Source organism: Williamsia sp., assembly GCF_036566845.1.
Classification (GTDB): Bacteria; Actinomycetota; Actinomycetes; order Mycobacteriales; family Mycobacteriaceae; genus Williamsia.
Map to the genome: position 1 here is coordinate 1 of NZ_DATCVM010000066.1, position 22,668 is coordinate 22,668.

At 65.7% G+C, this 22,668-nt stretch carries 22 protein-coding genes; 7 read left to right on the plus strand and 15 right to left on the minus strand.

Annotation, left to right across the window (positions count from 1 at the left end):
- A partial coding sequence (locus VIQ49_RS05825; protein ID WP_331881913.1) for an SDR family NAD(P)-dependent oxidoreductase occupies positions 1 to 653 on the plus strand: 653 nt, incomplete at its 5' end.
- A 10-nt stretch (positions 654 to 663) separates the two neighbouring features.
- The gene (locus VIQ49_RS05830; protein ID WP_331881915.1) at positions 664 to 1,146 is read left to right on the plus strand and encodes a DinB family protein; all 483 of its coding nucleotides are present in this window, start codon (positions 664 to 666) and stop codon (positions 1,144 to 1,146) included.
- 1 nt (position 1,147) lies between these two features.
- Here the strand turns inward: VIQ49_RS05830 and VIQ49_RS05835 are convergent, their stop codons facing one another.
- Positions 1,148 to 2,134, minus strand: coding sequence for an oxygenase MpaB family protein (locus tag VIQ49_RS05835; protein ID WP_331881918.1), 987 nt, complete (start codon positions 2,132 to 2,134; stop codon positions 1,148 to 1,150).
- 173 nt (positions 2,135 to 2,307) lie between these two features.
- Here VIQ49_RS05835 and VIQ49_RS05840 point away from each other — a divergent pair, with 173 nt between their 5' ends.
- The gene (locus tag VIQ49_RS05840; RefSeq protein WP_331882012.1) at positions 2,308 to 3,345 is read left to right on the plus strand and encodes a nucleoside hydrolase; all 1,038 of its coding nucleotides are present in this window, start codon (positions 2,308 to 2,310) and stop codon (positions 3,343 to 3,345) included.
- Between the two features lie 38 nt (positions 3,346 to 3,383).
- Here the strand turns inward: VIQ49_RS05840 and meaB are convergent, their stop codons facing one another.
- Genes meaB through VIQ49_RS05855 form a run of 3 tightly spaced genes read right to left on the minus strand, consistent with a single transcriptional unit; the run spans position 3,384 to position 8,539 of the window.
- Positions 3,384 to 4,370 (minus strand): methylmalonyl Co-A mutase-associated GTPase MeaB, encoded by a 987-nt coding sequence (gene meaB / locus VIQ49_RS05845; protein WP_331881921.1) that lies wholly within the window; start codon positions 4,368 to 4,370, stop codon positions 3,384 to 3,386.
- Positions 4,371 to 4,385: 15 nt separating this feature from the next.
- Entirely contained in the window at positions 4,386 to 6,656 is a 2,271-nt protein-coding gene (gene scpA, locus VIQ49_RS05850) for a methylmalonyl-CoA mutase (RefSeq protein WP_331881924.1), read from the minus strand.
- A complete protein-coding gene (locus VIQ49_RS05855; protein WP_331881926.1) occupies positions 6,656 to 8,539 on the minus strand; it encodes a methylmalonyl-CoA mutase family protein in 1,884 nt (627 codons plus the stop codon). The genes scpA and VIQ49_RS05855 overlap by 1 nt, the downstream gene beginning before the upstream one ends.
- A gap of 165 nt (positions 8,540 to 8,704) precedes the next feature.
- Between VIQ49_RS05855 and VIQ49_RS05860 the strand changes: the two genes are divergently transcribed.
- From VIQ49_RS05860 to VIQ49_RS05870, 3 genes are all read left to right on the plus strand, one after another.
- Positions 8,705 to 9,445, plus strand: a complete 741-nt coding sequence (locus VIQ49_RS05860; protein WP_331881929.1) for a TVP38/TMEM64 family protein — start codon at positions 8,705 to 8,707, stop codon at positions 9,443 to 9,445.
- A gap of 118 nt (positions 9,446 to 9,563) precedes the next feature.
- On the plus strand, positions 9,564 to 10,145 hold the full coding sequence (locus tag VIQ49_RS05865; protein ID WP_414731586.1) for a hypothetical protein: 582 nt from the start codon (positions 9,564 to 9,566) through the stop codon (positions 10,143 to 10,145).
- Complete coding sequence (locus tag VIQ49_RS05870; protein ID WP_331881935.1) at positions 10,142 to 10,699, plus strand: hypothetical protein; 558 nt, start codon at positions 10,142 to 10,144, stop codon at positions 10,697 to 10,699. The genes VIQ49_RS05865 and VIQ49_RS05870 overlap by 4 nt, the downstream gene beginning before the upstream one ends.
- A gap of 1 nt (position 10,700) precedes the next feature.
- Here VIQ49_RS05870 and VIQ49_RS05875 read toward each other — a convergent pair whose 3' ends face one another.
- The 3 genes from VIQ49_RS05875 to VIQ49_RS05885 are packed head-to-tail and all read right to left on the minus strand — an operon-like array spanning position 10,701 to position 13,228.
- Positions 10,701 to 11,921 carry an SPFH domain-containing protein gene (locus VIQ49_RS05875; protein WP_331881938.1) on the minus strand — a complete coding sequence of 407 codons (1,221 nt, stop codon included), beginning with the start codon at positions 11,919 to 11,921 and terminating at the stop codon, positions 10,701 to 10,703.
- Positions 11,918 to 12,349 (minus strand): NfeD family protein, encoded by a 432-nt coding sequence (locus tag VIQ49_RS05880; protein ID WP_331881941.1) that lies wholly within the window; start codon positions 12,347 to 12,349, stop codon positions 11,918 to 11,920. Before VIQ49_RS05880 ends, VIQ49_RS05875 begins: the two co-directional genes overlap by 4 nt.
- A gap of 39 nt (positions 12,350 to 12,388) precedes the next feature.
- On the minus strand, positions 12,389 to 13,228 hold the full coding sequence (locus tag VIQ49_RS05885; RefSeq protein WP_331882015.1) for a DUF3097 domain-containing protein: 840 nt from the start codon (positions 13,226 to 13,228) through the stop codon (positions 12,389 to 12,391).
- A 98-nt stretch (positions 13,229 to 13,326) separates the two neighbouring features.
- Here VIQ49_RS05885 and VIQ49_RS05890 point away from each other — a divergent pair, with 98 nt between their 5' ends.
- Positions 13,327 to 14,154 (plus strand): hypothetical protein, encoded by an 828-nt coding sequence (locus tag VIQ49_RS05890; RefSeq protein ID WP_331881943.1) that lies wholly within the window; start codon positions 13,327 to 13,329, stop codon positions 14,152 to 14,154.
- A gap of 9 nt (positions 14,155 to 14,163) precedes the next feature.
- Here VIQ49_RS05890 and VIQ49_RS05895 read toward each other — a convergent pair whose 3' ends face one another.
- The 8 genes from VIQ49_RS05895 to VIQ49_RS05930 all read right to left on the minus strand — a co-directional run bounded on the left by VIQ49_RS05895 (position 14,164) and on the right by VIQ49_RS05930 (position 22,454).
- Positions 14,164 to 15,252 (minus strand): ferrochelatase, encoded by a 1,089-nt coding sequence (locus VIQ49_RS05895; protein WP_414731587.1) that lies wholly within the window; start codon positions 15,250 to 15,252, stop codon positions 14,164 to 14,166.
- Complete coding sequence (gene inhA / locus VIQ49_RS05900) at positions 15,222 to 16,055, minus strand: NADH-dependent enoyl-ACP reductase InhA (protein ID WP_331881947.1); 834 nt, start codon at positions 16,053 to 16,055, stop codon at positions 15,222 to 15,224. The genes VIQ49_RS05895 and inhA overlap by 31 nt, the downstream gene beginning before the upstream one ends.
- A 67-nt stretch (positions 16,056 to 16,122) precedes the next feature.
- On the minus strand, positions 16,123 to 16,848 hold the full coding sequence (gene fabG1, locus VIQ49_RS05905) for a 3-oxoacyl-ACP reductase FabG1 (RefSeq protein WP_331881949.1): 726 nt from the start codon (positions 16,846 to 16,848) through the stop codon (positions 16,123 to 16,125).
- A 48-nt stretch (positions 16,849 to 16,896) separates the two neighbouring features.
- Positions 16,897 to 17,877, minus strand: a complete 981-nt coding sequence (locus tag VIQ49_RS05910) for a VWA domain-containing protein (RefSeq protein ID WP_331881952.1) — start codon at positions 17,875 to 17,877, stop codon at positions 16,897 to 16,899.
- Complete coding sequence (locus VIQ49_RS05915) at positions 17,874 to 18,815, minus strand: DUF58 domain-containing protein (RefSeq protein WP_331881955.1); 942 nt, start codon at positions 18,813 to 18,815, stop codon at positions 17,874 to 17,876. The genes VIQ49_RS05910 and VIQ49_RS05915 overlap by 4 nt, the downstream gene beginning before the upstream one ends.
- Complete coding sequence (locus VIQ49_RS05920) at positions 18,805 to 20,022, minus strand: AAA family ATPase (RefSeq protein ID WP_331881958.1); 1,218 nt, start codon at positions 20,020 to 20,022, stop codon at positions 18,805 to 18,807. Before VIQ49_RS05920 ends, VIQ49_RS05915 begins: the two co-directional genes overlap by 11 nt.
- Positions 20,023 to 20,101: 79 nt before the next feature.
- Positions 20,102 to 21,574 (minus strand): NlpC/P60 family protein, encoded by a 1,473-nt coding sequence (locus VIQ49_RS05925; protein WP_331881960.1) that lies wholly within the window; start codon positions 21,572 to 21,574, stop codon positions 20,102 to 20,104.
- Positions 21,575 to 21,896: 322 nt separating this feature from the next.
- Complete coding sequence (locus tag VIQ49_RS05930) at positions 21,897 to 22,454, minus strand: DUF6676 family protein (RefSeq protein WP_331881963.1); 558 nt, start codon at positions 22,452 to 22,454, stop codon at positions 21,897 to 21,899.
- Positions 22,455 to 22,668 lie beyond the last annotated feature (214 nt).

The window sequence follows — 22,668 nt, forward strand, 5'->3', positions numbered from 1 at the left end:
CCATGGGTGACAGCAGTGAGCTGCATCCGCACGCACTGGCCTCCGGCGGCGACACCGACGCCGCCGCGCAAGCCCTCGCGGCACTGGCCATGACGGCCGGGTCCTCTGCGCCGGCGCGGATCGCGGACGGCACGGCGATCGACGCGGGCGGACTTCTCCCCGATCTCGTCGACAGCAACAGCTGGGTGGAGACGGTCGATCAGGTGGACCCGCTCGAACTGCTCGAAGTGCAGCTCTGCAACAGCGTGGCGCCGTTCATCCTGCTGTCGCGGCTGACCCCGGCGATGAAGGCATCGGCGGCCCGCCGCAAGTACGTGGTGAACGTGTCCGCGATGGAGGGGATCTTCTCGCGCGGATACAAGGGCCCGGGACATCCGCACACCAACATGGCCAAAGCGGCGCTCAACATGCTGACCCGCACCAGCGCAGGCGAGCTCTATCAGGACGGGATCCTGGTGACCGCGGTCGACACCGGCTGGATCACCGACGAGCGACCGCACACCAGCAAGATGCGACTTGCCGATGAGGGTTTCCGGGCGCCACTGGACCTGGTGGACGGCGCTGCACGGGTGTACGACCCCATCGTGCAGGGAGAAGCCGGCATCGATCTCTACGGATGTTTCCTGAAAGACTTTGAGCCGTATCCGTGGTAAGTGGTTGGGTGTGAACACAACCGGGACCGATCCGCTGGGTGAGGCGATGCTGTCCGTCTGCGGCGAGACGATGGACGCGATGGTGTCGATCCTCGAGTCGCTCGGCGATGTCCGGGCCAACACCCGGCCGCCGGTGGCGGGCGCAAACAGCCCGTACGCCATCGTCTTTCACTGTGTCGGCGTCATCGAATACTGGGCTGGATCGGTCATCGCGGGTCTACGGATACCGCGCGACCGCGACGCCGAGTTCACCGCCACCGGATCGGTCGCTGTGCTGGTCGATCGAATGACCGCCGTGCGCGGCCGTCTGCCGGGCTGGGTCGACATCGCCGTCGGAGAGGGCCTCCGGGACCGGGCGGCGACGGGGTCCACACGCGCCGAGGCCGCGACAGCCTCACCCGAATGGGTGCTCATGCACATACAGCGCGAGCTGGCCCAGCATCTGGGCCAGCTCGAACTGACAAGGGATGTCCTGAATCAGGCGGAGGCCTGATTCAGTCCTGACGCTCGCGGACCTTGTAGGCGGCGCCGGCGTTTTCCCGCTTCTTCATGGCCTGGATCGCGGCATGGTGACGTCGGGCGTGGTAGGCCAGCGGGAAGTAGGTCAGCCGTTCGGGGAGCACCTTGTACGAACCCCGGATCATCCTGTGCATCCGCTCGAGGTCCTGCTGCTCCTTGTTGGTCCACGTCAGACCGAGGATCTCGCGAACGCGCGGATCCATCACGCCTACTGTTGTGAGGTAGTTCAGGTTCTGCACCGGTTTGCCCGCGAACTTGGCTGCCGCCTGTACGGCCGGGCGCAGGCGTGCCGGCACGGAACGAGGAATGGGTGGGGCTTCTTTCATCTGCGCGATGAGTGTCAGGGCGACGTCATGGGCCACCAGCTTGTTGTTGACGAAGTCGTCGAAGTACTCGTTGAACTCCCCGATCGTCTCGGGGTATCCCTTCATCGGCACCTGCACGATCTTCGCGATCCGGCGGTTGTCTCGCAGGATCTCCAGCTTCTCCTCATCGTTGAAGTCGCGGCCGATGAGCAGTGGTCCGGCCGCCAGGGTGGTCGGGAACGCGGTTCCGATGACCCATTGATAGGCCTCGGGATTGAGCGCGCTGATGTGCCTACCCTGCGCGTTCTTCATCTTCAGCGGCTGGTGCATCTTGCGCAGGCGTTTGCCTTCGGCGATCGCTTCTTCGCCTCCGTAGACCCAGCGCAGGACCGAATCTATCGAACGGATCGCGCGGCCGGCCGGATCGGTGCGGAACACCGAGTACTTGCCGACGACGTCACCGATGACCGGATGCATCACCTGCATCACAAACGCTGCCCCGTTGACCGGGAGAAACGTGAAATGGCCGGTCTGCTCCGCGGTGATGGAGTCGGGTGGGATCAGTTCGATCTCGTTGTCGGCGTTGTTGAACAGCGAGTCTTCGCCCTCACCGGGTGCGGTGGCACGCAGCGGGGGGCGCGATTCTGCGATGGTCATGACATCCTCTCGACGTCCAGCAGGAGCCCAAAAGGGGAAACGTCTGTGTTCAGATTAACATTCGTCGCGGTCGTTGAACAGGATTCGGCGTCAGATTGCTCCGGCTGGCCATTCTCGGGAGCCGCGGCGCACCTTCTGGTTCCGGCGTCATTTAGAGTCGAACGGTGACGTCAGTGCCACTCATCTTCGACTGCGACACCGGAATCGACGATTCCCTGGCCTTGCTGTATCTCCTCGCCCATCCGTCGGCGGATATCCGGGCGGTCTTGTCCACCGGCGGCAACGTCCCCACCGATGTGGTCTGCGCCAACAACCTCGCGTGGCTGCAGTTCTGCGGCCGCGAGGACGTCGAGGTCTGCGTGGGCGCCGACGCCCCACTCGAGACACCGTTGATGACCACCGAGGAAACCCATGGGCCACTCGGCATCGGATACGCCGAACTGCCCGTCGCGACCTCGAGCCAGTCGCCCCGCGATGCAGCTGACGCCTGGATCGAATTGACGGCGGAGAGTCCCGGCGAATACGTGGGCCTGGTCACCGGCCCGCTCACCAATCTCGCTCTGGCCATTCGACGGGATCCGTTGTTGCCGAGCAGACTTCGCCGCCTGGTCGTCATGGGTGGGGTATTCCATCAGAGCGGCAACACCACTCCCACGACCGAGTGGAACATCGCTGTCGATCCCGAGGCGGCCAAAGAGGTCTTCGCGGCGTTCGGTCACGGCGGCGCACCGCGCCCGATCATCTGCCCCCTCGACCTCACCGAGACCATCCGGATGACCCCCGATCACCTCGGCCGACTCGCGGCGCAGGCCGAATCGACCCCCGTGGAACAGCCCGGTCCCGATGACGAGCCGGGTACCCGTTCTGTTGCGGACAACCTGATCGTCCGCCACATCGTAGACGCGGTGCGGTTCTATTTCGAGTTCCACGAAGCCCAGTCCGAGGGCTACATCGCGCACATGCACGATCCCTTTGCCGCGGCCGTTGCACTTGATCCATCGATTACCCGGACCCGTCACGCCTGCGTGGACGTCGAGGTCGACGGGACCCTCACCCGCGGAACGACAGTCGCTGACGAACGGGGCTTCTGGAACCGACAGGTGAATGCCGAGATCGCGACCAGCACCGACCCAGATCTGTTCTTCGACGATCTCATCGACCGGATCGCGGCGTTCGCGATCGTGGTGCAGGATCTCCGGGCCGCTACCTGACTCCCGCATCCGCCATCGCGGATGGTGCAGTGGTGCTGTTATCCGTCGAAGGCCTCGACGATCGCGGCGGCCGCCAATGCCGGTGTGAGAGAACCCGATCGCACATCGTCCTCCACGCGGTTTCGGATGGCGCGCACATCGGTGTTGGCATCGAGTCGCCGCAGGAGTTGATCGGTCACCATCGCCCACATCCACTCGACCTGCTGGCGGTTACGCCTGGCATCGAATTCACCTGCCGCACTGAGGACTTCCTTGTGCTTGAGGACGGTCTCCCAGAACTCGGCAACGCCGGTCCCCTCCATGGCGCTCATCGTCAGCACCGGCGGACGCCAGATCGCCTCGTGTGGGGTGAGCAGGCGTAGCGCACCCTGCAGTTCACGCGCGGCATTCTTCGCCTCGGTCAGATATTTGCCGTCGGCCTTGTTCACGACCACGATGTCGGCAAGTTCCAGGACACCTTTTTTGATGCCTTGCAACGAATCACCCGTGCGGGCCAGTGTCAGGAAGCAGAAGACGTCGACCATGTTGGCCACCGTGACCTCGGACTGACCGACGCCGACCGTCTCTACCAGCACCACATCGAAGCCGGCGGCCTCGAGCAGCACGATCGTCTCGCGGGTCGCCTTGGCAACACCGCCGAGCGTGCCCGAGGTCGGTGAAGGCCGGATGTAGGCATTCGGGTGCACCGACAGCTGACCCATGCGGGTCTTGTCACCAAGGATCGAACCACCGGTGCGGGTCGATGACGGATCCACCGCCAGCACGGCAACCTTGTGTCCCTGCTCGATCAGGTACATGCCGAGCGCCTCGATGGTCGTCGACTTACCGACACCGGGTACGCCGGTGATACCGACCCGGTAGGACTTGCCGGAGTCGGTACCGAGTGACAGCAGCAATTCCTGCGCCTGGGTGCGATGATCCGCCCGCGTCGATTCGACCAAGGTGATGGCTCGCGCCAGATCAGGTCGCCTGTCGGCGCGCACGGCATCGGCCAGCGCTGCCAGATCCAATGGGGGTCTAGGCATGTGCTCGTCTCACCGTCACGAACTCAGCTCGTGTCCCAACTCGACGGACAGCTTCTTGATCAGCTCCACGGCAGAGTCTGCGATGACCGTTCCCGGGGGGAAGATCGCGGCGGCGCCGGCCTCGTACAGCTCGTCGAAGTCACCGGGCGGGATCACGCCGCCGACCACGATCATGATGTCGCTGCGCCCGACCTTCGCGAGGGCATCGCGGAGTGCTGGCACCAGGGTGAGGTGACCGGCCGCCAGCGACGAGACACCGACGACGTGCACGTCGTTGTCCGAGGCCTGCAGCGCCACCTCATCAGGGGTCTGGAACAGCGGGCCGACGTCGACGTCGAATCCGAGGTCGGCAAAGGCGGTCGCGATCACTTTCTGTCCGCGGTCGTGGCCGTCCTGGCCCATCTTCGCGACCAGCACACGCGGCCGGCGACCCTCGGCATCGGCGAACTTGTTGACCAGCTCGATGGCGTCGTCGATGTTCTGCACAGTTCCGGCCTCGTGTCGGTACACACCGCTGATGGTGCGGATTTCTGCCTGGTGGCGACCGTAGACCTTCTCCAGCGCCTCGGAGATCTCACCGACGGTGGCCTGGTGCCGGGCCGCCTCGATGGCCAGGGCCATCAGGTTGTTCTCCAAGCCGCCCTCGGCCGAGCCGGCAGCGCGCGACAGGTTCTCCAGCGCGGTCTGCACGGCTGCTGAATCGCGGCTGGCGCGAAGCCTTTCCAGCTTCTCGATCTGCTCGCCGCGGACCTTCGAGTTCTCGACCTTGAGGACCTCGATCTCCTGGTCCTCGTCGACCTGGTACTTGTTGATGCCGATCACCGGCTGCTGGCCCGAATCGATACGCGCCTGCGTACGTGCGGCAGCTTCTTCGATCCGGAGTTTCGGGATGCCCTCGTTGATGGCCTGCGCCATACCGCCGGCCTCTTCGACCTCGGCGATGTGCGCCCGCGCCTTGTTCGCCAGTTCGTGCGTGAGCCACTCGACGTAGTTCGAACCGGCCCACGGATCGATCGGACGTGTGGTTCCCGACTCCTGCTGCAACAGCAACTGGGTGTTGCGGGCGATACGAGCCGAGAAGTCGGTGGGCAGGGCCAGCGCCTCGTCGAGGGCGTTGGTGTGCAGCGACTGGGTGTGCCCCTGTGTCGCGGCCATCGCCTCGATACAGGTACGCGCGACGTTGTTGAACGGATCCTGTGCGGTCAGCGACCAGCCCGAGGTCTGCGAATGGGTACGCAGTGACAGCGACTTCGGGTTCTTGGCGTCGAACTTGGCCACCAACTCGCTCCAGATGAGCCGCGCCGCACGAAGCTTCGCAACCTCCATGAAGAAGTTCATCCCGATGGCCCAGAAGAACGACAGTCGCGGTGCGAACTTGTCGATGTCCAGACCGACGTCGACACCGGCCCGCAGGTACTCGATGCCGTCGGCAAGGGTGTACGCCAACTCGAGATCGGCTGTGGCACCGGCCTCTTGGATGTGGTAGCCCGAGATCGAGATCGAGTTGAACTTCGGCATCTTGAGGCTGGTGTACTCGAAGATGTTGGAGATGATCCGCATCGACGGCTTCGGCGGATAGATGTAGGTGTTGCGCACCATGAACTCTTTGAGGATGTCGTTCTGGATGGTGCCGGCGAGCTTCTCCGGCGGCACACCCTGTTCCTCTGCGGCAACGACGTACAGCGCGAGAATCGGCAGCACCGCACCGTTCATCGTCATCGAGACCGACACGTTGCCCAGGTCGATGCCGTCGAACAACTGCCGCATGTCGAGGATGGAATCGATTGCCACACCGGCCATACCGACGTCACCGGCCACGCGGGCGTGATCGGAGTCGTAGCCACGGTGTGTCGCGAGGTCGAACGCCACCGACAGGCCCTTTTGGCCGGCCGCGAGGTTGCGACGGTAGAAGGCGTTGGACTCCGCTGCGGTGGAGAAGCCGGCGTACTGCCGGATCGTCCACGGCTGGTTCACGTACATGGTGGGGTACGGACCACGGAGGAACGGGACCTGGCCCGGAACGGTGTCGAGCGGGTACGGGTGCTCGCCGTCGGTGGTCACCGCGTCGCGGTCGCCGCGGGTGTAGATCGGCTTCACGTCGATCTGTTCCGGGGTGCTCCAGGTGACCTGCTCGGTCGAATAGCCGTGCGCCTGAGCCAGATCGGCGATCAGCTTGTCGCTGTCGCCGGCTGCGGGGGCCGCTCCCGCGGCCGACAGCGGGATGTCGGCGAAACTCGCGATGCCCTGCTTCGGCTGCGCGTCGATCTTCTTTTCTGTACTGGTCATCAGCTCTTTGCCTCGATCTTGTCGAGCAGGTCGGTCAATGTGGAGATGGCGTCGATCCCGATCTGCAGGAATCCATCCGGGGTACCGGCGGTATCTGTCCAGGCCTTGGGCGGACCGGCCAGCAGGACGGTCTCGACACCGGCAGAACGGGCTGCGGTGAGTGCAACGCCGCCGTCGGTCGCGTAGCGAGGGTTGGCCGCGCACAGGACCGCGACAGTCGGGTTGCCCGCCGCCGAGATCGCTCCGGGCACCGAATCACCGTCCAGCGGACCGGGATTGACTGCTTCGATGCCACCGGCCGCCAGCAGGTTGGCCACGAAGGTGGTGCGGCCGTTGTGCTCGGCCACCGAACCCAGCGGCAACATGATCGCCGTGGGACGACGACCGTGAGCGGCGAGGAAGGCATCGGAACGATCGCGCAGACGCTCGAAGGGCCGGGCGATGCGAGCGAGGTTGGGAGCCGACGCCGGCTGATCGGCAACATCGGCCGCAGCCTCGGTGGCGAGCGGCTTCTCCCCCAGATTCGGGAACTCGTTGATTCCGGTGAGCGCGGTGGTCCGGTGTGCAACCGCGTTGTCGCGGGCTGCCAGCGAGGCGGAGATCTGCTCGGAGATCCAGCCGTCGGACAGTGCCTGACGGTAGCCGCCCTTGGCCTCGATCTCCTGGAACAGCGACCAGGCGGCGACGGACAGACTGTCCGTCAGCGACTCCACGAACCAGGAGCCACCGGCGGGGTCGATCACCTTGGCGACGTTGGATTCCTCGAGCAGCAGAAGCTGCGTGTTGCGGGCCATCCGGCGCGAGAAGCTCGGGTTGGTGGTGCGATCGGCGGGTGCCAGGGCGGCGTCGAACGGCAGCACCGTGATCTGGTCGGCGCCGCCAACTCCGGCTCCGAACGTCGCGGTGGTCACGCGCAGCATGTTCACCCAGGGATCGCGCTGGCTCATCATCGCCAGTGCGGTGACGCCGTGGGTGACGGCGGCTCCCGCCGACGGTGCGCCGCTGACCTCGGCCACCCGGCCCCACAGTCGGCGGATCGCGCGGAACTTGGCCATCGTGCCGAATTGGTCGTCGGTAGCCGACAACGCGAAGGTCAACTGCGCCAGCGCCTGGTCGACACCGAGGCCGGCCGCGGTGAGTTCACGGAGATATTCGACGCCGGCGGCCACGGCGAAGGCCAGTTCCTGGACGTCGGTGGCGCCACCGAGCGCGAAGTCTGTGCCATCGACACGGACGGCCCGCACTGCCGGTCCGGATTCCCGTGCGACGGCGATGGCATCAGCAAGCTCGACGGTCGGACGGCCGGACAACGTCGCCGTCAGCGGCGCCAGGCCGTACGAGGCGACCGTGCTCAGCGATGCGGTGTCCGGCAGGAGGCCGGCAAGGACACGGGCCGCGTCGATCCCGGCGGCTCCGGCGTCGATGGTGATCGGGATGAGGTCGAGGAAGACCCCGGCCAGGACATCGGCCAGCTGCTCCGGTGCGATCGCATTGTCGCCGACCGCAAGCCACAGACCGCTCGCACCGTTGTCGAGTGCCTCCCGGATCGCGGCGTTGAGCGCCTTCGGGTCCTGGGGTTCTCCGGTGGGGTCACCAAAGCGTTCGGTGACGCGCCAGCCCATGTTCACATCGCGGGTCGCGTCGCTGCCGCGGACATACGGGTACGAACCCGGAAGGCCGGACTCGTCGAGCTCATCGCGTCGTGTGTACAGCGGCTTGATGACCAGCTCGTCCGGCGTGATCGTCGACAGTAGCGCTTCGGGGCTGTCAGTCAGGTCTGCGGCATCGACACGCTTGGACTTGGCCAGTACCTGAGCGGCAGAGTCGGACCATCGCTGGTAACTGGCCTCCAGGTCCTGGAGGTCGGAATGGGTATCCGGCATTCGGGGTGAGCCCTTCGATCGGCTGGTGACGTCGTGATCTCGGTCGCATCAGAGCGTGAATCGACACTATCCGATCGATCGCTCGGGCCAAAAGGCAAGGTGGGTGGTATCGCAGTGGTGTCGCGCACATCTGCGAACCGGGAGGTCGGCCGTATGGTTGAGCCCGTGCAAACCAGTGGCCGAGTCACCCGGCGGACCGCCGTGATCCGGGCTGTGATCGGACTCATAGTTGTGATCGCGGTCTTGATCGCCGCGTCCATGTTCTCCATCCCCTCGGTTTCTCGGATGCGGGAGTGGGCCGATTCGTTCGGCCCGGCATTTGTCTGGGTCTTCTTCGTCGCCTACGCGCTGATCGTGATCTTCCCGGTGCCGCGCTCGGCGTTCACGGTGGCGTCCGGTCTTCTGTTCGGTCCGGCGGTCGGCTTCACCGGAGCGATGCTGGCGACCACCTTCGCCGCGGTGGCCGCTTTTGTCCTGGTGCGAAGGTACGGCCGTTCCCGGATCAGGCCCTATCTGCACCACCCGCTGACCAAGGCGGTCGAGTTGCGCATGGAACGGCGTGGATGGCTGGCGGTCGGGTCGTTGCGACTGATCGCGGTCTGCCCGTTCTCGGTGACCAACTACATCGCGGCGTTGTCATCGATCAAGTTCGTGCCGTATGCGCTGGCGACGGTGGTCGGGGTGATGCCCGGTACCGCGGCTGTGGTGCTGCTCGGCGACGCCCTGACCGGAGAAGGGGACGTCTGGTCACTGGTGTTGTCGGCCGCCCTGTTCAGTGTCGGTGTGATCGGCTTGGTCGTGGATGCGCGCATGGGTGTCAACACACCTTCCGGCGGCGTACCGGATGTGGAGGCCGGTCCCGGAGCTGCGAACCCGTCCGACTCTGCGTCCGCTACCTCAAGTTGAAAAGCTTTATTCCTTTCAATCAAGCCGTGTGACTTGATAGGCTCTTTTCAAGGTCTGACTCTTGATCGATTCTCCCGCAGGGCGGGAGCACTGTCTGACCTCAGATGCGGAGGATGCGGTGTACGTACTGACGATCGATCAGCGCCGGAGTCGCAGCGAGCCGGATCGGGTTCCGGCGGCCATCGCAGCGCTTGCCGGCGTCACGACGGTGCGGCCCTTCGATCGGACGGCGGGCGACGAGCTGCAGGCCGTTCTCGATGATCCCGAGGCGGTCACGGAGGCGGTCGGGATCCTGGCCTCCGACGGACACTGGAGCATCGGGGTCGGCATCGGCGAGGTCGAACTCCCCCTGCCCGAACAGACCCGAGCCGGCCGCGGGCAGGCATTCGAACGGGCCCGGGAGGCCGTGAACTCCGCGAAGACCACCCGCTACCACCTGAGTGTGGTCGGATCCGGCGATGCTGCCGACGGGCACGCGCAGACCGCGCTGCGCCTGCTCGTCCGGACCGCCACCGGACGCAGTCCCGCCGGACGGGAAGCCATCCGCGAGATGCGGCAGGGCCACAGTCAGTCAGAGGCGGCTGCCACACTCGGCATCACACCGCAGGCCATATCCCAACGACTGCAGGCCGCGGACTGGCATATCGAGGAGGACACCCGAGTGCTCGCCACCCATCTACTGGACGTTGCACACCGATGATCATCGCTGCCATCCTGTTGCTGGCAGCGACCGCACTCGCGCCACTTCTCATCAGCCGGCTCCCCCTCGGGCACGGCCGTCGGACGAACATCGCGGCGGCGATGATCGCACCGGCGATCCTCGGCCTCGTCGCCGTACTCGGCCTGGTGGCCGATCCGGCCGACGGTGCCGGGGCCGTGGTGATCTGGTGCCTCACCGCCTCGGCGGCGATCACCGGCGGCACCCTGATGGTGCGGGCAGGGTTGCTCCTGGGCGGCATCGAACCCTGGCAACTCGACACCCCGGCCCCACCGGAGCCGGCGACCGATCCCGCTCCGGTACCCACTCCGCTGCGTGGTGGCCGCGTCATCGGATATCTCGAACGCATCGTGGTGGTCGCGGCGCTGGGTCTGCACTGGCCGGAGGCCATCGCCATCGTCCTGGCGGTCAAGGGCCTGGGCCGCTATCCCGAATTGCGCGAACCCGGTGCCGCCGAGCAATTCATCATCGGGACCCTGGCCTCGGTGGTCTGGGCCGCGTCCGTCGCCGGTGCGGCATACCTATTGCTGCACTGACCTATTGCTGCTGTGATCCCGGCTTGTCGGTCGCCGGCGCCTGCCATCCCGGGGTGCCCGGCGCGTTGTCCGGACCGGCTCCGAGGACAGGGTCGTTCGGGCGGGTCGAGAGCGGGGGCTGGTCGGCGATCGGCGTCCGGGCAACCGCTTCGGCCGCGGCAACCGCTTGCGCAACCTGGGGATCGGTGGCCGTCTCGAACCAATCGGCGATGTCTGATTCGTCGGTCTGTGCCGGGCTGTCGTCGGCCGGGGCCTCGTACCGGAACACACCGTCGTCGGACTGCACACCGAACGACTTCGCGAAACCCTGCAGCGCCGAACCGAAGTCGGATGGGACAACCCAGACCTTGCTGGCCTCCCCCTTGGCCATCTCCGGCAGCTGCTGCAGGTACTGATACGCCAGGAGTTCAGGGGTCGGCTTGGCGGCCTTGATCGCGGCGAACACCTTCTCGATCGACTTCGCCTCGCCCTGGGCACGCAGGTATTGCGCGGCACGGTCACCCTGCGCCTGCAAGATGCGGGACTGCCGGTCGCCTTCGGCGTTGAGGATCGCGGCCTGCTTGGCACCCTCGGCATACAGGATCTGGCTCTGCTTGTTGCCCTCTGCGGTCTTGATCGCTGACTCTCTTTGCCCCTCGGCGGTCAGGATCGTGGCGCGCTTCTCCCGATCGGCCTTCATCTGCTTCTCCATCGACTCCTGAATGGAGGGCGGTGGAAGGATCGACTTCAGCTCGACGCGGGCAACCCGCAGACCCCAGCGGCCGGTGGCCTCGTCGAGCACCCCGCGCAGCTGCCCGTTGATCGAGTCACGCGACGTCAGGGTCTCCTCGAGAGTCATGCCGCCCACCACGTTGCGCAGTGTGGTCGTGGCCAACTGTTCGACGCCCACGATGTAGTCGTTGATCTCGTAGACCGCCGCCTGCGGCGTGGTCACCTGGAAGTAGACAACGGTGTCGATGTTGACCGTGAGGTTGTCCTCGGTGATCACCGGCTGCGGGGGAAACGACACCACCCGCTCCCGCAGATCGATCCGGGCCCGGACCCGATCGACAAACGGGATCAGCAGCGTGAGCTGACCGGACACGGTCTTGGTGTACCGGCCCAGCCTCTCGATCACGGCGGCTTCGGCCTGCGGGATCAGGGCAACCGATTTGACCAGGACCACGGCAACAACCAGCACCAAGACCACGATCACGACAATTCCTACGATCATCGGGCTCATCCTTTCCACACCACTGCGGTGGCGCCGTCGATCTCGAGTATGGTCACCGACTCACCTTCGGCGAATCGGTCACCGGGATGGGCCGCACGCGCGGACCAGACGCCACCACCGAACCTGACCTGCCCGGAGTGGTCGTCGATGGCCGCGACAACCACACCGTGCTGGCCGATCAGGCCCTCGGTGTTGGTTGCCAGGCGAGGACGGTTGTACATATGACGCTTGGCAACCGGACGGACCGTGAACACCAGGAGCAACGACACCGCCGCGAAAACGACTCCGTCCACCCACAGCGGGGTGTCGAGGACAGCGCTGACGGCGCCCGCGGACAGGGCTCCGCCGGCGAGCATGAGCAGAATGAGATCGCCGCTGAGTACTTCAGCGCCGATGAAGATCAGTCCTACAACCAGCCAGATGAGTGCACTGCCCACATCTCCACTGTGCCACTCAAATGGAAGTCGGTGATGTCCTCATTCGACCGCGGTGACAAAATCGATCAGTTCCTCGACGGCCCGGATCAACGGAACCTCGATGTCGCGAAAGCTCGAGACGGACGAATTCACCTTTCGCCAGCCGTCCTGCGGCGTCCCCCAGTTCAATTCCTGGCAGATGCCGGTCTTCCAGTCGGTGCCCCGCGGGATCTTCGGCCAAGCCTTGATCCCCACCGCGGCGGGCTTCACCGCTTCCCAGACGTCGATGTAGGGATGTCCCGTGACCAGGACATATTCGCCGACGCGTTCGGTGAGCCGCGATTCCTTGGAACCGGCGACCAGGTGGTCCACGAGGACCCCGGCCCGGCGGGTCGGCCCGGGACCGAACTCGGCGAGCGCTTCGTCGAGATTGTCGAGGCCGTCGAGACTCGAGACCACGACACCCTCGACGCGCAGGTCGTCGCCCCAGACCCGTTCCATCAGCGCCGCGTCGTGGACGCCCTCGACGAACAGTCGGCTCGCGCGCGCCACCCGCGCACGCCGACCGGCGACTTTCCTCGATCCGGACGCGGTGCGCGTCGGCGCCGACGGCGGCTTCACAACAGGTTTTGTCAACGTGACCGGCGCGCCGTCGATCAGGAACGCCGCCGGACGCATCGCGAATATCCGGGTCAGGCCCCGTCGATCCTCCAGACGGACGAACTCTCCGTCGTAGCTACGCTCGAATCCGACAACCGCACCACAGAATCCACTCGCCGCGTCCTCGGCCACCAGACCGCGCTCGGCCGCGATCTCGGGAACCACCGGGCGGGTACTTCGACGTGGCCCGGACAGGACATCTCGGCCATAGCGATCGGACCCATTGCTGTTCACCGGCACCACGTTAGGGGTCGGCACCCGGTGGTGGTACTTGCCACGCCGTGCCGGCGCCGGCGGCAGTAAGATCACCCGGTACACACCTCAACCCGAAAGCAGTGATGACCGACACGGAGTACGACTACCCCAGCGACACCGCGGGCATCGGCAGCGCCCTCGGTGCGTGGGGTGCCGCGTGGCAATCGGGTCGCTGCTCCCCCGACGATCTCCTCGACGTGCTCGGCTGGTGGAGTTCCCGGCACCGGGTCATCGCGGCCGATGCTGCTGCCGCCCAAGAACTCTCATTGAATCCCGAAGGGGAGGAGAGTGATGCCCTGCTGCGGTTGGTCCGCGAGGGTTCGGGTCAGGGACTGGCCGTCCTCCTGGTCGCTCCCGGCGACATGCTCGGGCTGCCGCTGCGGGGTCCGGTCACGATGGCCGCCCTGGAAGCCGGTGAACTGCTCGTTGTCCCCGGACGGTATGCCCTCATCCCCCGCCGGCTCGACCGCTACACCATCGGATGGGGGGTGCACACGCTGATCGGCAGCCTCGCGGTACCGGTCACCCACTCGCTCGGCGAGGTCGAATACGAACTGCGAGAAGGGATCCGGTCGGCCACCGACATCGTTGCCGGACTGCGGATGCCGCGGAACTCGTCCGCGGTGGACCGCCCCGATCCGCGTCAGGTCGTCGCGGCGATGACCCGGCTGGCCGCCCAACAACTGCCGCCGGGGGTCAATCCACGGGCCGAACGTATCCTCGAACAGGCCGCCCACGTAGCCGCTATCCTGTCCGTGGCCGGCGCCGCGGCACCTGACTTCGGCATCAGCGCCGGTCAGCAGCAGAACGGCGATTCAGCGTTGCGGGAGCTCGGCCGGACTGTCCGGATAGCACGGATGAGTGCCACCAATGCCGTCATCGAAGAACTGGTGTCGGGTAAGCGGGTCTGAGCCCGGCAGCTATGACCGTTCGGCCGACACGGGACGCTTGACCGGTTCACAGCACCCGAACGCGCAGGGTGCACCATTGGCCGTCATGCCGAGCCTGAACTCGACGTCACCATTGCACTGTTCGGCGATCAGCCCGGCAACCATGGTGATGAACCGCGGGTCCGTCCCCACCGTTGCCGCCCGCGCGTAGCCCAGACCCAGCTCCTGCGCCTGGTCCCGTGCCTCGTTGTCGAGATCCCAGACGACTTCGAGGTGGTCGGAGATGAATCCGATCGGACACACGATGACCGAACGGGTCCCGCGCTCGCAGAGGGTCACGAGGTGATCGCAGATATCCGGTTCCAGCCACGGGATCCGGGGTGGGCCCGACCGTGATTGCCAGACCTGATCGAAGTCCGCAAAGCCCGCCGCCTGCGCCGCCGCTGCCGAGGCCGCCGCGACCTGTCGACTGTAGAGCTGCCCACCATCGGCTGGCGGACCCGCTGCGCGGTCGGCGGAGAGCGGAATCGAGTGAGCGGTGAACACCAGTCGCGCTTCGTCGCGAAGCTCTTCTGGCAGTACAGCTTTCGCCGCCAGTATGGCTTCGGACCACGACGCGGTCATTGCGGGATGCTGCCAGTACTGCGGCAGTTTGCGCAGATACATGTCGCCGGCGTCGGCACCGAGAGCGCTCAGGGCACGAGCGATGTCGTCGTCGTACTGCCGGCATCCCGAGTATCCGCCCCACGCAGACGTCGGAAAGACCAGCACTCTCCGGTGTCCGTCGGCGCGGATTCGCCCGAGCGTGTCCTCGACCATCGGATGCCAGTTGCGGTTCCCGAAATAGACAGGCAGATCGACGCCGATCCGTTCGAGCTCGAATTCGATGGACGCGATCATCGCCTTGTTCAGGGCATTGATCGGCGACACCCCACCGAAGTGGAGGTAGTGACCGGCGACCTCGTCGAGTCGTTCCGGCGGCACACCGCGGCCACGGGTGACGTTCTCCAGAAACGGTCGAACATCGTCGGGCCCATCCGGTCCACCGAAGGACAGGAACAGAACGGCGTCGAATCCGGTTGTCCCGCTCACTCCGTCGCGAAACCCTCGGGCAGCCAGGTGTTGTGGCTCGCCCCACCGTCGACGTAGACGATCGATCCGGTTGTGCCCGGAAGCCAGTCGGACAGCAGTGCGCACACCGACTTGGCGACAACCGACGGATCGTCGACGTTCCAGCCGATCGGCGACGCGCCGTCCCAGTACTCGTTGAGCTGGTTCAGCTTCTGCGCGTCACCGGTCGCGGTGCCGGCGATGGCCTTGGCCGCAAGGGTTTTGATGGGACCGGCGGCAACGAGGTTCGACCGGATCTTCTTGGCCTCGCCGACTTCGCGTGCCACATAACGGTTCACGGATTCGAGTGCGGCCTTGGCCACACCCATCCAGTTGTAGTACGGCATCGATGTGCGAGGGTCGAAATCCATGCCGACGATCGATCCACCCTCGTTCATCGCGGGCAGTACCGCGCGGGCGAGTGCCGCGTAGCTCCACGCCGACACCTGGAACGACTGCGCGGCGTCCGGGCCGGGACCCTCGAGGAATGGCTTGGCCTCCGGGCCCATCAGGGTGCGCGGAGCGAAGGCGATGGAGTGCAGGACGCCGTCGACGCCCTCGGGCGCGATCTCCTTGAGGCGGTCGGCGAGCGTCCCGAGGTGATCCTCGTTGGTGATGTCCAGTTCGAGGGCCGGTGGCACCTCCTTGGGCAGGCGCTGTGCGATCCGGTCGATCAGCCGCAGGCGGTCGAACCCGGTGATGATCACGCGCGCGCCCTGCTCCTGCGCCATCGCGGCGGCGTGGAACGCGATCGAGGAATCAGTGATGATCCCGGTGATCAGAACTGTCTTGCCGTCGAGTATCCCGCTCAATGTCTTTGCTCCTCGGGGTGTTTCGTGCGTCGGTGTGGAGTGAATGCTGGTTGGTTGCGCCGGCCGGTCAGTGACCCATCCCGAGTCCGCCGTCGACCGGGATCACTGCCCCGGACACGTAGGACGAGTCGTCGGAGGCGAGCCAGCTGACAACTGCGGCAACCTCTTCGGGCCGGCCGATACGGGCCGCCGGGATCAGTTTGACCGCCTGCTCCTTGTAGTCGGCCGGCAGTTCGTCGGTCATGTCGGTCTCGATGAGCCCGGGTGCGACCACGTTGGCGGTGATCGAGCGGGATCCGAGTTCGCGGGTGAGCGACCGGGCCATCCCGATCACGCCGGCCTTCGACGAGGCGTAGTTGATCTGGCCCGGTGTGCCCATCATCGCCACCGCCGAACCAAGGAAGATGAACCGGCCGAATCGCTTGCGCAGCATCGAACGGCAGGCCGCCTTGGCAACCCGGAACGAGCCGGTCAGGTTCGCGTCGATGACCTTCTCGAATTGTTCTTCGGTCATCCGCATGAGCAGGGTGTCGTCGGTGATACCGGCGTTCGACACCAGGACCTCGACGGGGCCCTGGTGCTCCTCGATCGCCTTGAACGCAGCAGTGATCGAGTCGGTGTCGGTGACGTCGCACTTGACCCCGAACAGTCCCTCGGGGGCTCCTGAGCCCCGATGCGTCACGGCCACCTTGTGACCGTCGGCGGCGAGCCGCTGCGCGATCGCCAAACCGATTCCACGGTTGCCGCCGGTCACGAGGACGGAGCGCGATACCTTCGAATTGCTGTCAGCCATGACGGTCAACCTATCGCTTTGCCGACTGTTGATGTGTAAGTGGTCCCTTCACGGGAGCCGGCGGTTGATCGCCACCGCACTCACGGCGGCGGCCAGGACGAGCAGTGTGCCCACGATCAGCCAGGGCCGGGACGCGTCGCCGCGCTGGGTCTCGTAACCGATCTGATTCTGCAGGTTCTCGTACACCTGGTTGAGTTGTTCGAGGCTCGAGGCGGTGAAGAACTTTCCGCCGGACAGTTGAGCGATCCGCTGCAGCGATTCGTCGTCCACCGGTACCGGGATCCGGTCGCCTTCGAGGTCGACCGTGCCGGTCTCGGTTCCGAAGGAGATGGTGTTGACCGGAATCCGTTCCTCCTTCGCCTTACGGGCCGCGGTGAACGCGCCACGCGGATCGTCGGGGTCGTCGGGCACGGTCTCCTTGCCGTCCGACAGCAGGACGATCTGGGCCGGCGGAGCACCCTGGTCCCCGCCGAGCACGGCGTTGAGGGTCTTGATCTGCGTCATCGCCGCGAGGATGCCCTCGCCGGTCGCAGTCTTGTCGTCGAGCGTCAACTTGTCGATGGCGTCTTTGGTGGCCTGGCGGTTCGGGGTCGGCGAGACCAGGGTGGTCGCCGTGCCCGCATAGGAGACGAGGCCGAGATTGATGCCCTCGGTGAGTTCGTCGGCGAACTTCTTGCCCGCTTCCTGGGCTGCCTTGAGCCGGGACGGTGACACATCGGTGGCGTCCATCGACCGCGAGACGTCGATGACCAGGATGACGGTGGCCTTGTTGCGCGGCACCTTCCGGTCGGCCTGCGGTCCGGCCATGGCGACCACGAGCACAGCAAGCGCCAGGACCATCAGCACGATCGGTATGTGCTGCGCCCGGTTCTTGGTCTTCGGTGCGACCCGGTTGAGCAGATCGAGATTGGCGAACTTGAGTGCGCGGTTCTGACGCCGGCGTTGCATGTAGACGTAGCCGGCGATGAGCCCGGCCACGGCGAGCAGGACCAGCAGCCACCACGGCGAAGCGAGATCGAACCAGTTCATCGGGTGGACCCCGCATTCATGCCGCGACGCCGCTGAGCGATGAATCGGACCACGTCGGCAATCCAGTCCCGGTCGGTCCGCAACGCGAGAGTCGGTGCGCCGCAACGCCTCAACGTGCGCTGCACCTGCTGGCGATGTTCCTCGGCGGCACGCGCGAAATCAGCTCGGATCTTGTCGGTGACGGTGAGTTCCCGGATCTGACCGGACTCGGCATCGCGCAAGACGATCTCGCCGACATCGGGCAGCTCCAGATCGCGCGGGTCGAGGACCTCGACACCGAGGACGTCGTGATGCCCCGAGATGGCACGCAGCGGGCGGTCCCAGTCGATCGGTCCGAGGAAGTCGCTGACCACCACGGCGAGGCCCCGGCGACGCTCCGGCCGGCGCAGGGCATCGATCCCGGCATGCAGATCGCCGCGGACGCCGTCGCTCGAACGGGTTGTCGTCGCGATGGTCTTGAGGGTGTCGAGTGCGTGCGCGCGACCGCCCCGGGCCGGAATCCGAACCACCTGGTCGCCGGTGCAGACGACGGCGCCCATCCGGTTGCCGCCGCCGAGTGTCAGATGTGCGATCGCGGCACAGGCCGCCACCGCGAGATCTCGCTTGGTGGTGTTGACGGTTCCGAAATCCAGACTCGCCGACATGTCGACCACCAGCCACGTCTCGAGTTCGCGGTCGGCGACCATCTGTCGGACGTGGGGCTGGGTTGTCCGTGCCGTGACCGACCAGTCCATCCGACGGACGTCGTCTCCGGGTTGATACGGACGGGCTTCCCCCGGTTCGGTCCCCGGACCCGGGATCAGACCGAGGTGATCACCCTGGAGCACGCCGTCGAGCTTGCGACGGACCACGATCTCGAGCGTTTTCAGTGCTGCCGTCAGTTTGGGATCTTCCAGCGTGCCCGCGCCAAACGACGGAAGTGCGCTGTTATCCGCCATAGTTCGACTGATTGCCCTGTGCCGGGCCACCCTGCGCTGCGGCCGGCTTGCTCAGCGGGTTCGGCTGTTGCAGATAGCCGCCCTGCTGCGGGTAGCCGGACTGCTGATGCGCGGGTTGCTGATGCGTGGGCTGGGAGTTCAGGTGTTGTGAGTTCGTCGGCTGGTGCGCCGCGGGTGCCGTGCTCAACGGCTGCGCACTGACCTGCGGCAGCCCGATCGTCTGGAGGACCCGCGTGATCACCGCATCGGCATCCACCTCGTCGGCGAGTGCGTCGTAACTGAGCACCAGACGGTGGCGCAGGACATCCGGGATGACCTCGACCACGTCCTGAGGGACGACGTAGTCGCGCCCACGGATCAGGGCCAGGGCGCGGGCGGCGGCGATGATGCCCAGCGTCGCGCGCGGCGATGCGCCGTACGACAGCCATCCGGCCACGTCCTTCAGACCCAGCTCGGCCGGACGACGTGTCGCGTTGATGACACGGACTACGTAGTCGACCAGGGCGTGGTGGACGAACACGTTGGCCGCGACGTTCTGCAGCCGGACCATCGTCTCCGGATCGAGGACCGGGTTGGCCGTGGGCGGCTTGTTGCCCATGCGGTAGACGATCTCACGCTCTTCTTCGATCGCGGGATAGTCGACGAGCACCTTGAAGAGGAAGCGATCGCGCTGAGCCTCGGGCAGCGGGTAGACACCCTCGTTCTCGATGGGGTTCTGGGTGGCCATCACCAGGAACGGATCCGGCATCGGGTATGTGGTCCCACCGATCGACACGTGACGTTCGGCCATCACCTCGAGGAGCGCGGACTGCACCTTCGCGGGCGCACGGTTGATCTCATCGGCGAGCAGGAAGTTGGCCACCACCGGGCCGAGTTCGGTGTCGAACTCCTCCCGGCTCTGTCGGTAGATCCGGGTGCCGATGAGGTCCGTGGGAACGAGGTCGGGGGTGAACTGCACCCGCGAGAACGATCCGCCGACCACCGTGGCATAGGTCTCGACGGCCAGCGTCTTGGCCACGCCGGGAACACCTTCGAGCAAGATGTGCCCACGTGCGAGCAAGCCTACGAGGATTCGCTCCACCAGACGGTCCTGTCCGACGATCACCCGTTTGACCTCGAACATCGCCTTCTCGAGCAAGGCGACATCTGCCTGGGTGAGCTTGAATTCCTCTGCTGAAGCCTTGCTCTCGTCCTGCGCTGAGCTCACCGATACCCTCCGGGGTCTCTTCGATCGTTGTGCTGACTGAATCGAGGGTACTGGAGCCCGGCAGACGGACCCGCCCGCGTCAGGTCAGACGAACGACGTAGGGCATCGCGCCGCTGGTGCGCAGGGGCGAGATCTTGACCACGTCACCCGACTGCGGAGCCTCGACCATCTGGTTGTCGCCCAGGTACAGCGCCACGTGCTGACTGGCGTTGGGGCCGTAGAAGATCATGTCGCCGCGCTGCATCTGCGAGAGCGGGAACTGCGGCCCCGACGTGTACTGGTAACCGGTGTAGTGCGGCAACGAGATCCCGATTCCGGCGAATGCGTAGATCATCAGACCCGAACAGTCGTACCCGACCTTGTTGTAATCGCCGTACGAGTCGGCCACGCCACCGTCACGGATGCCCAGCGTCGGACCGTTGGCGTCGCCGCCACCCCACGAGTAGGTGATGCCGAGCTGCGAGAGCGCGCGATTGACCACGATCTCCACCGCAGCCGATCCCGAGGTCACCGGACTGACCGGGGTGGTCGGGGTCGTCGGCTCGGTCGGGACACCGGTCGACGGGTCGATGGGCAGGGTCGGATCGACCGGGACGGATGGATCCACCGGCACGGTCGGATCGACCGGGGCCGGATTCTCGATGTCCGTGTGCGGCGGCGACATCGAGCCGACCATCGCGGCGAGCAACTGCTGTGAGGTGTCCAGCGCCAGCTTCGCGGCTGCTTCACCGGCGGCCCGCAACGCGTCTTCGTGTGCCTGCTGTTCGATGGCGGTCTGCTGCTCCACCGGATTCGCGGTCGCCGGCGATCCGGGAGACGCCGGTGGCGCGCCGGGGGTCGACGGTGCCGGCTGGCCGCGCAGCTTGTCCAGTTCGGATTGCGCGGTGGCCCGATCCCGTTCGAGTGTTGCGCGCCGGGCGGCCTCGGCCTTCACTGCTTCGGTGGCTGCCGCGATCGCGGTCTGGGCGTCGGCCTGACGGGTCTCGGCGGACGCCGTCGCGAACTTGGCCTGTTGCTCGGTGGCCTTGGCGGTGGCCGCACGATTGGCCTCTTCGTTGCGGGCCTGCTGCAACTTGGTGATGGTGGCCTGCTGATCACGACTGATCTGATCGACCACCGATGCCCGGTCGAGCAGGGCGCCAGGGTCGCCCGACAGGTAGCCCATCACCGATCCCTGCGTGTTGCCCATGGCGTAAAGGCTGCGAATGAACGCATCGAAGTCGTTCTGCGCGAACACGATTGCGTCCGACGCTTCGGTCAGTGACTGCTGGGCGCCGCGAACCGCGACGGCTGCGAGGCGCTCCGATTCCCTGGCGTTCTGGAGATCCACCAGTGCCCGGTTCACCGCTTCGCGTTTGACCGCGACATCGCCGTCAAGGTTCACCATCGTCTGGTTCGTCTCGGCGATCTGGTTGATCAATGTGGCGATCTGTTCGGCGCCGGTCGGTGGGGCCGCGGCCGCCGTACCGGTGGCCAGTTGCGCGCAGGCGACCGTCACTACTGCCAGTAGTGCGGTCGCCGAGGACACCCGAATGCCGCGTTTCCGTGGCACTAACGTCTTCCCTCGACTCACAGACGACTCCCTCGCAGATCTGACAGTGCGCCGGATACCGCTGCGGAGCAGTGGCACACTCGGCCATCGCCACGATGGTGATCAACTTCCCCATTAACACCATCGATGACATACGAACCGTACGTCACAAAGGCAACTGAGGAAACATTAGCCACAAATTACAACGAGGGCATTACCTGCGGAAACGCTGTGATCACCATGAATGCGAAAGGTCACAAATTGGGCATGACCGAATCACATTAATGTGGTTCAGTTCCGCGAATAGGAATTGGTGACCTGTATCAGGGCGCAGCGAGTGAACTCAGAGTTGATCGGTCGAATCGGGGCCGCCGGGGCGCGACGTCACCGATCCCTCGGTGACGCCGGCCGGCGCCACACCGGTTCCCTTGCGCAACTGCAGTTTGCGAGCGATCACGGCACCGACGGCGACGACTGCGATAAGGGCCATCGTCAGCACTGTCCAGGGCACGTCGGTCTGGCCGGTCATCCGGTCCACCATCTGCGCAGCGGCCTGTGGCGGGTTGTGAATCGCGAGATTGTCGGTCGCGTTCTCGAGTTCGACCCGACTGAACTCATCACTGGAACTGCCCACATAATTGCCGCCCAGCACAATGACCGTCCCGCCGGTCTCGGATTGCAGTTCGGTGGCGATGTCGCGGTAGTAGGTGATCCGCGGGTAGATCGCGTCGGTCACGACGAAGTGCACGTCGTAGCCCTCGGCGCGAGCCTGTGACACAGCGGCCGCGATGGCCGGGGTCATCTCCGGCGGGGCGACCACCCCGTCGTCGGCCAGGCCGGCCTGGAGCTCGGCGATGTCGACGTCCTGCGGGATGATCGTCAAGAAGGGCGTCGGTGCCATCTGCCTACTGTCTCCGTTCGGGCCACCTGAATCTGTGCGTTGCCGCAAAGTTCAGCCTGTATCCAACCTACGGCAGCACAGTACGACACAATTGATCTCGTACGGCATCTCCAGGCGTGTCGCATCTAGCCGAGACACGCCGATCACCCCCACCGGGTTTACCAGTACGCTCGTACTGCTAGAATCGTTGGAAGCACGGATCGGCGCAGCCCGT

What these genes read in the sequence shown, in the direction of transcription:
- VIQ49_RS05835 (WP_331881918.1), bottom strand. Translation starts at nt 2,134, where the DNA reads ATGACCATCGCAGAATCGCGCCCCCCGCTGCGTGCCACCGCACCCGGT.
- meaB (WP_331881921.1), bottom strand. Translation starts at nt 4,370, where the DNA reads ATGCCTAGACCCCCATTGGATCTGGCAGCGCTGGCCGATGCCGTGCGC.
- scpA (WP_331881924.1), bottom strand. Translation starts at nt 6,656, where the DNA reads ATGACCAGTACAGAAAAGAAGATCGACGCGCAGCCGAAGCAGGGCATC.
- VIQ49_RS05855 (WP_331881926.1), bottom strand. Translation starts at nt 8,539, where the DNA reads ATGCCGGATACCCATTCCGACCTCCAGGACCTGGAGGCCAGTTACCAG.
- VIQ49_RS05870 (WP_331881935.1), top strand. Translation starts at nt 10,142, where the DNA reads ATGATCATCGCTGCCATCCTGTTGCTGGCAGCGACCGCACTCGCGCCA.
- VIQ49_RS05875 (WP_331881938.1), bottom strand. Translation starts at nt 11,921, where the DNA reads ATGAGCCCGATGATCGTAGGAATTGTCGTGATCGTGGTCTTGGTGCTG.
- VIQ49_RS05890 (WP_331881943.1), top strand. Translation starts at nt 13,327, where the DNA reads ATGACCGACACGGAGTACGACTACCCCAGCGACACCGCGGGCATCGGC.
- fabG1 (WP_331881949.1), bottom strand. Translation starts at nt 16,848, where the DNA reads ATGGCTGACAGCAATTCGAAGGTATCGCGCTCCGTCCTCGTGACCGGC.
- VIQ49_RS05910 (WP_331881952.1), bottom strand. Translation starts at nt 17,877, where the DNA reads ATGAACTGGTTCGATCTCGCTTCGCCGTGGTGGCTGCTGGTCCTGCTC.
- VIQ49_RS05915 (WP_331881955.1), bottom strand. Translation starts at nt 18,815, where the DNA reads ATGGCGGATAACAGCGCACTTCCGTCGTTTGGCGCGGGCACGCTGGAA.
- VIQ49_RS05930 (WP_331881963.1), bottom strand. Translation starts at nt 22,454, where the DNA reads ATGGCACCGACGCCCTTCTTGACGATCATCCCGCAGGACGTCGACATC.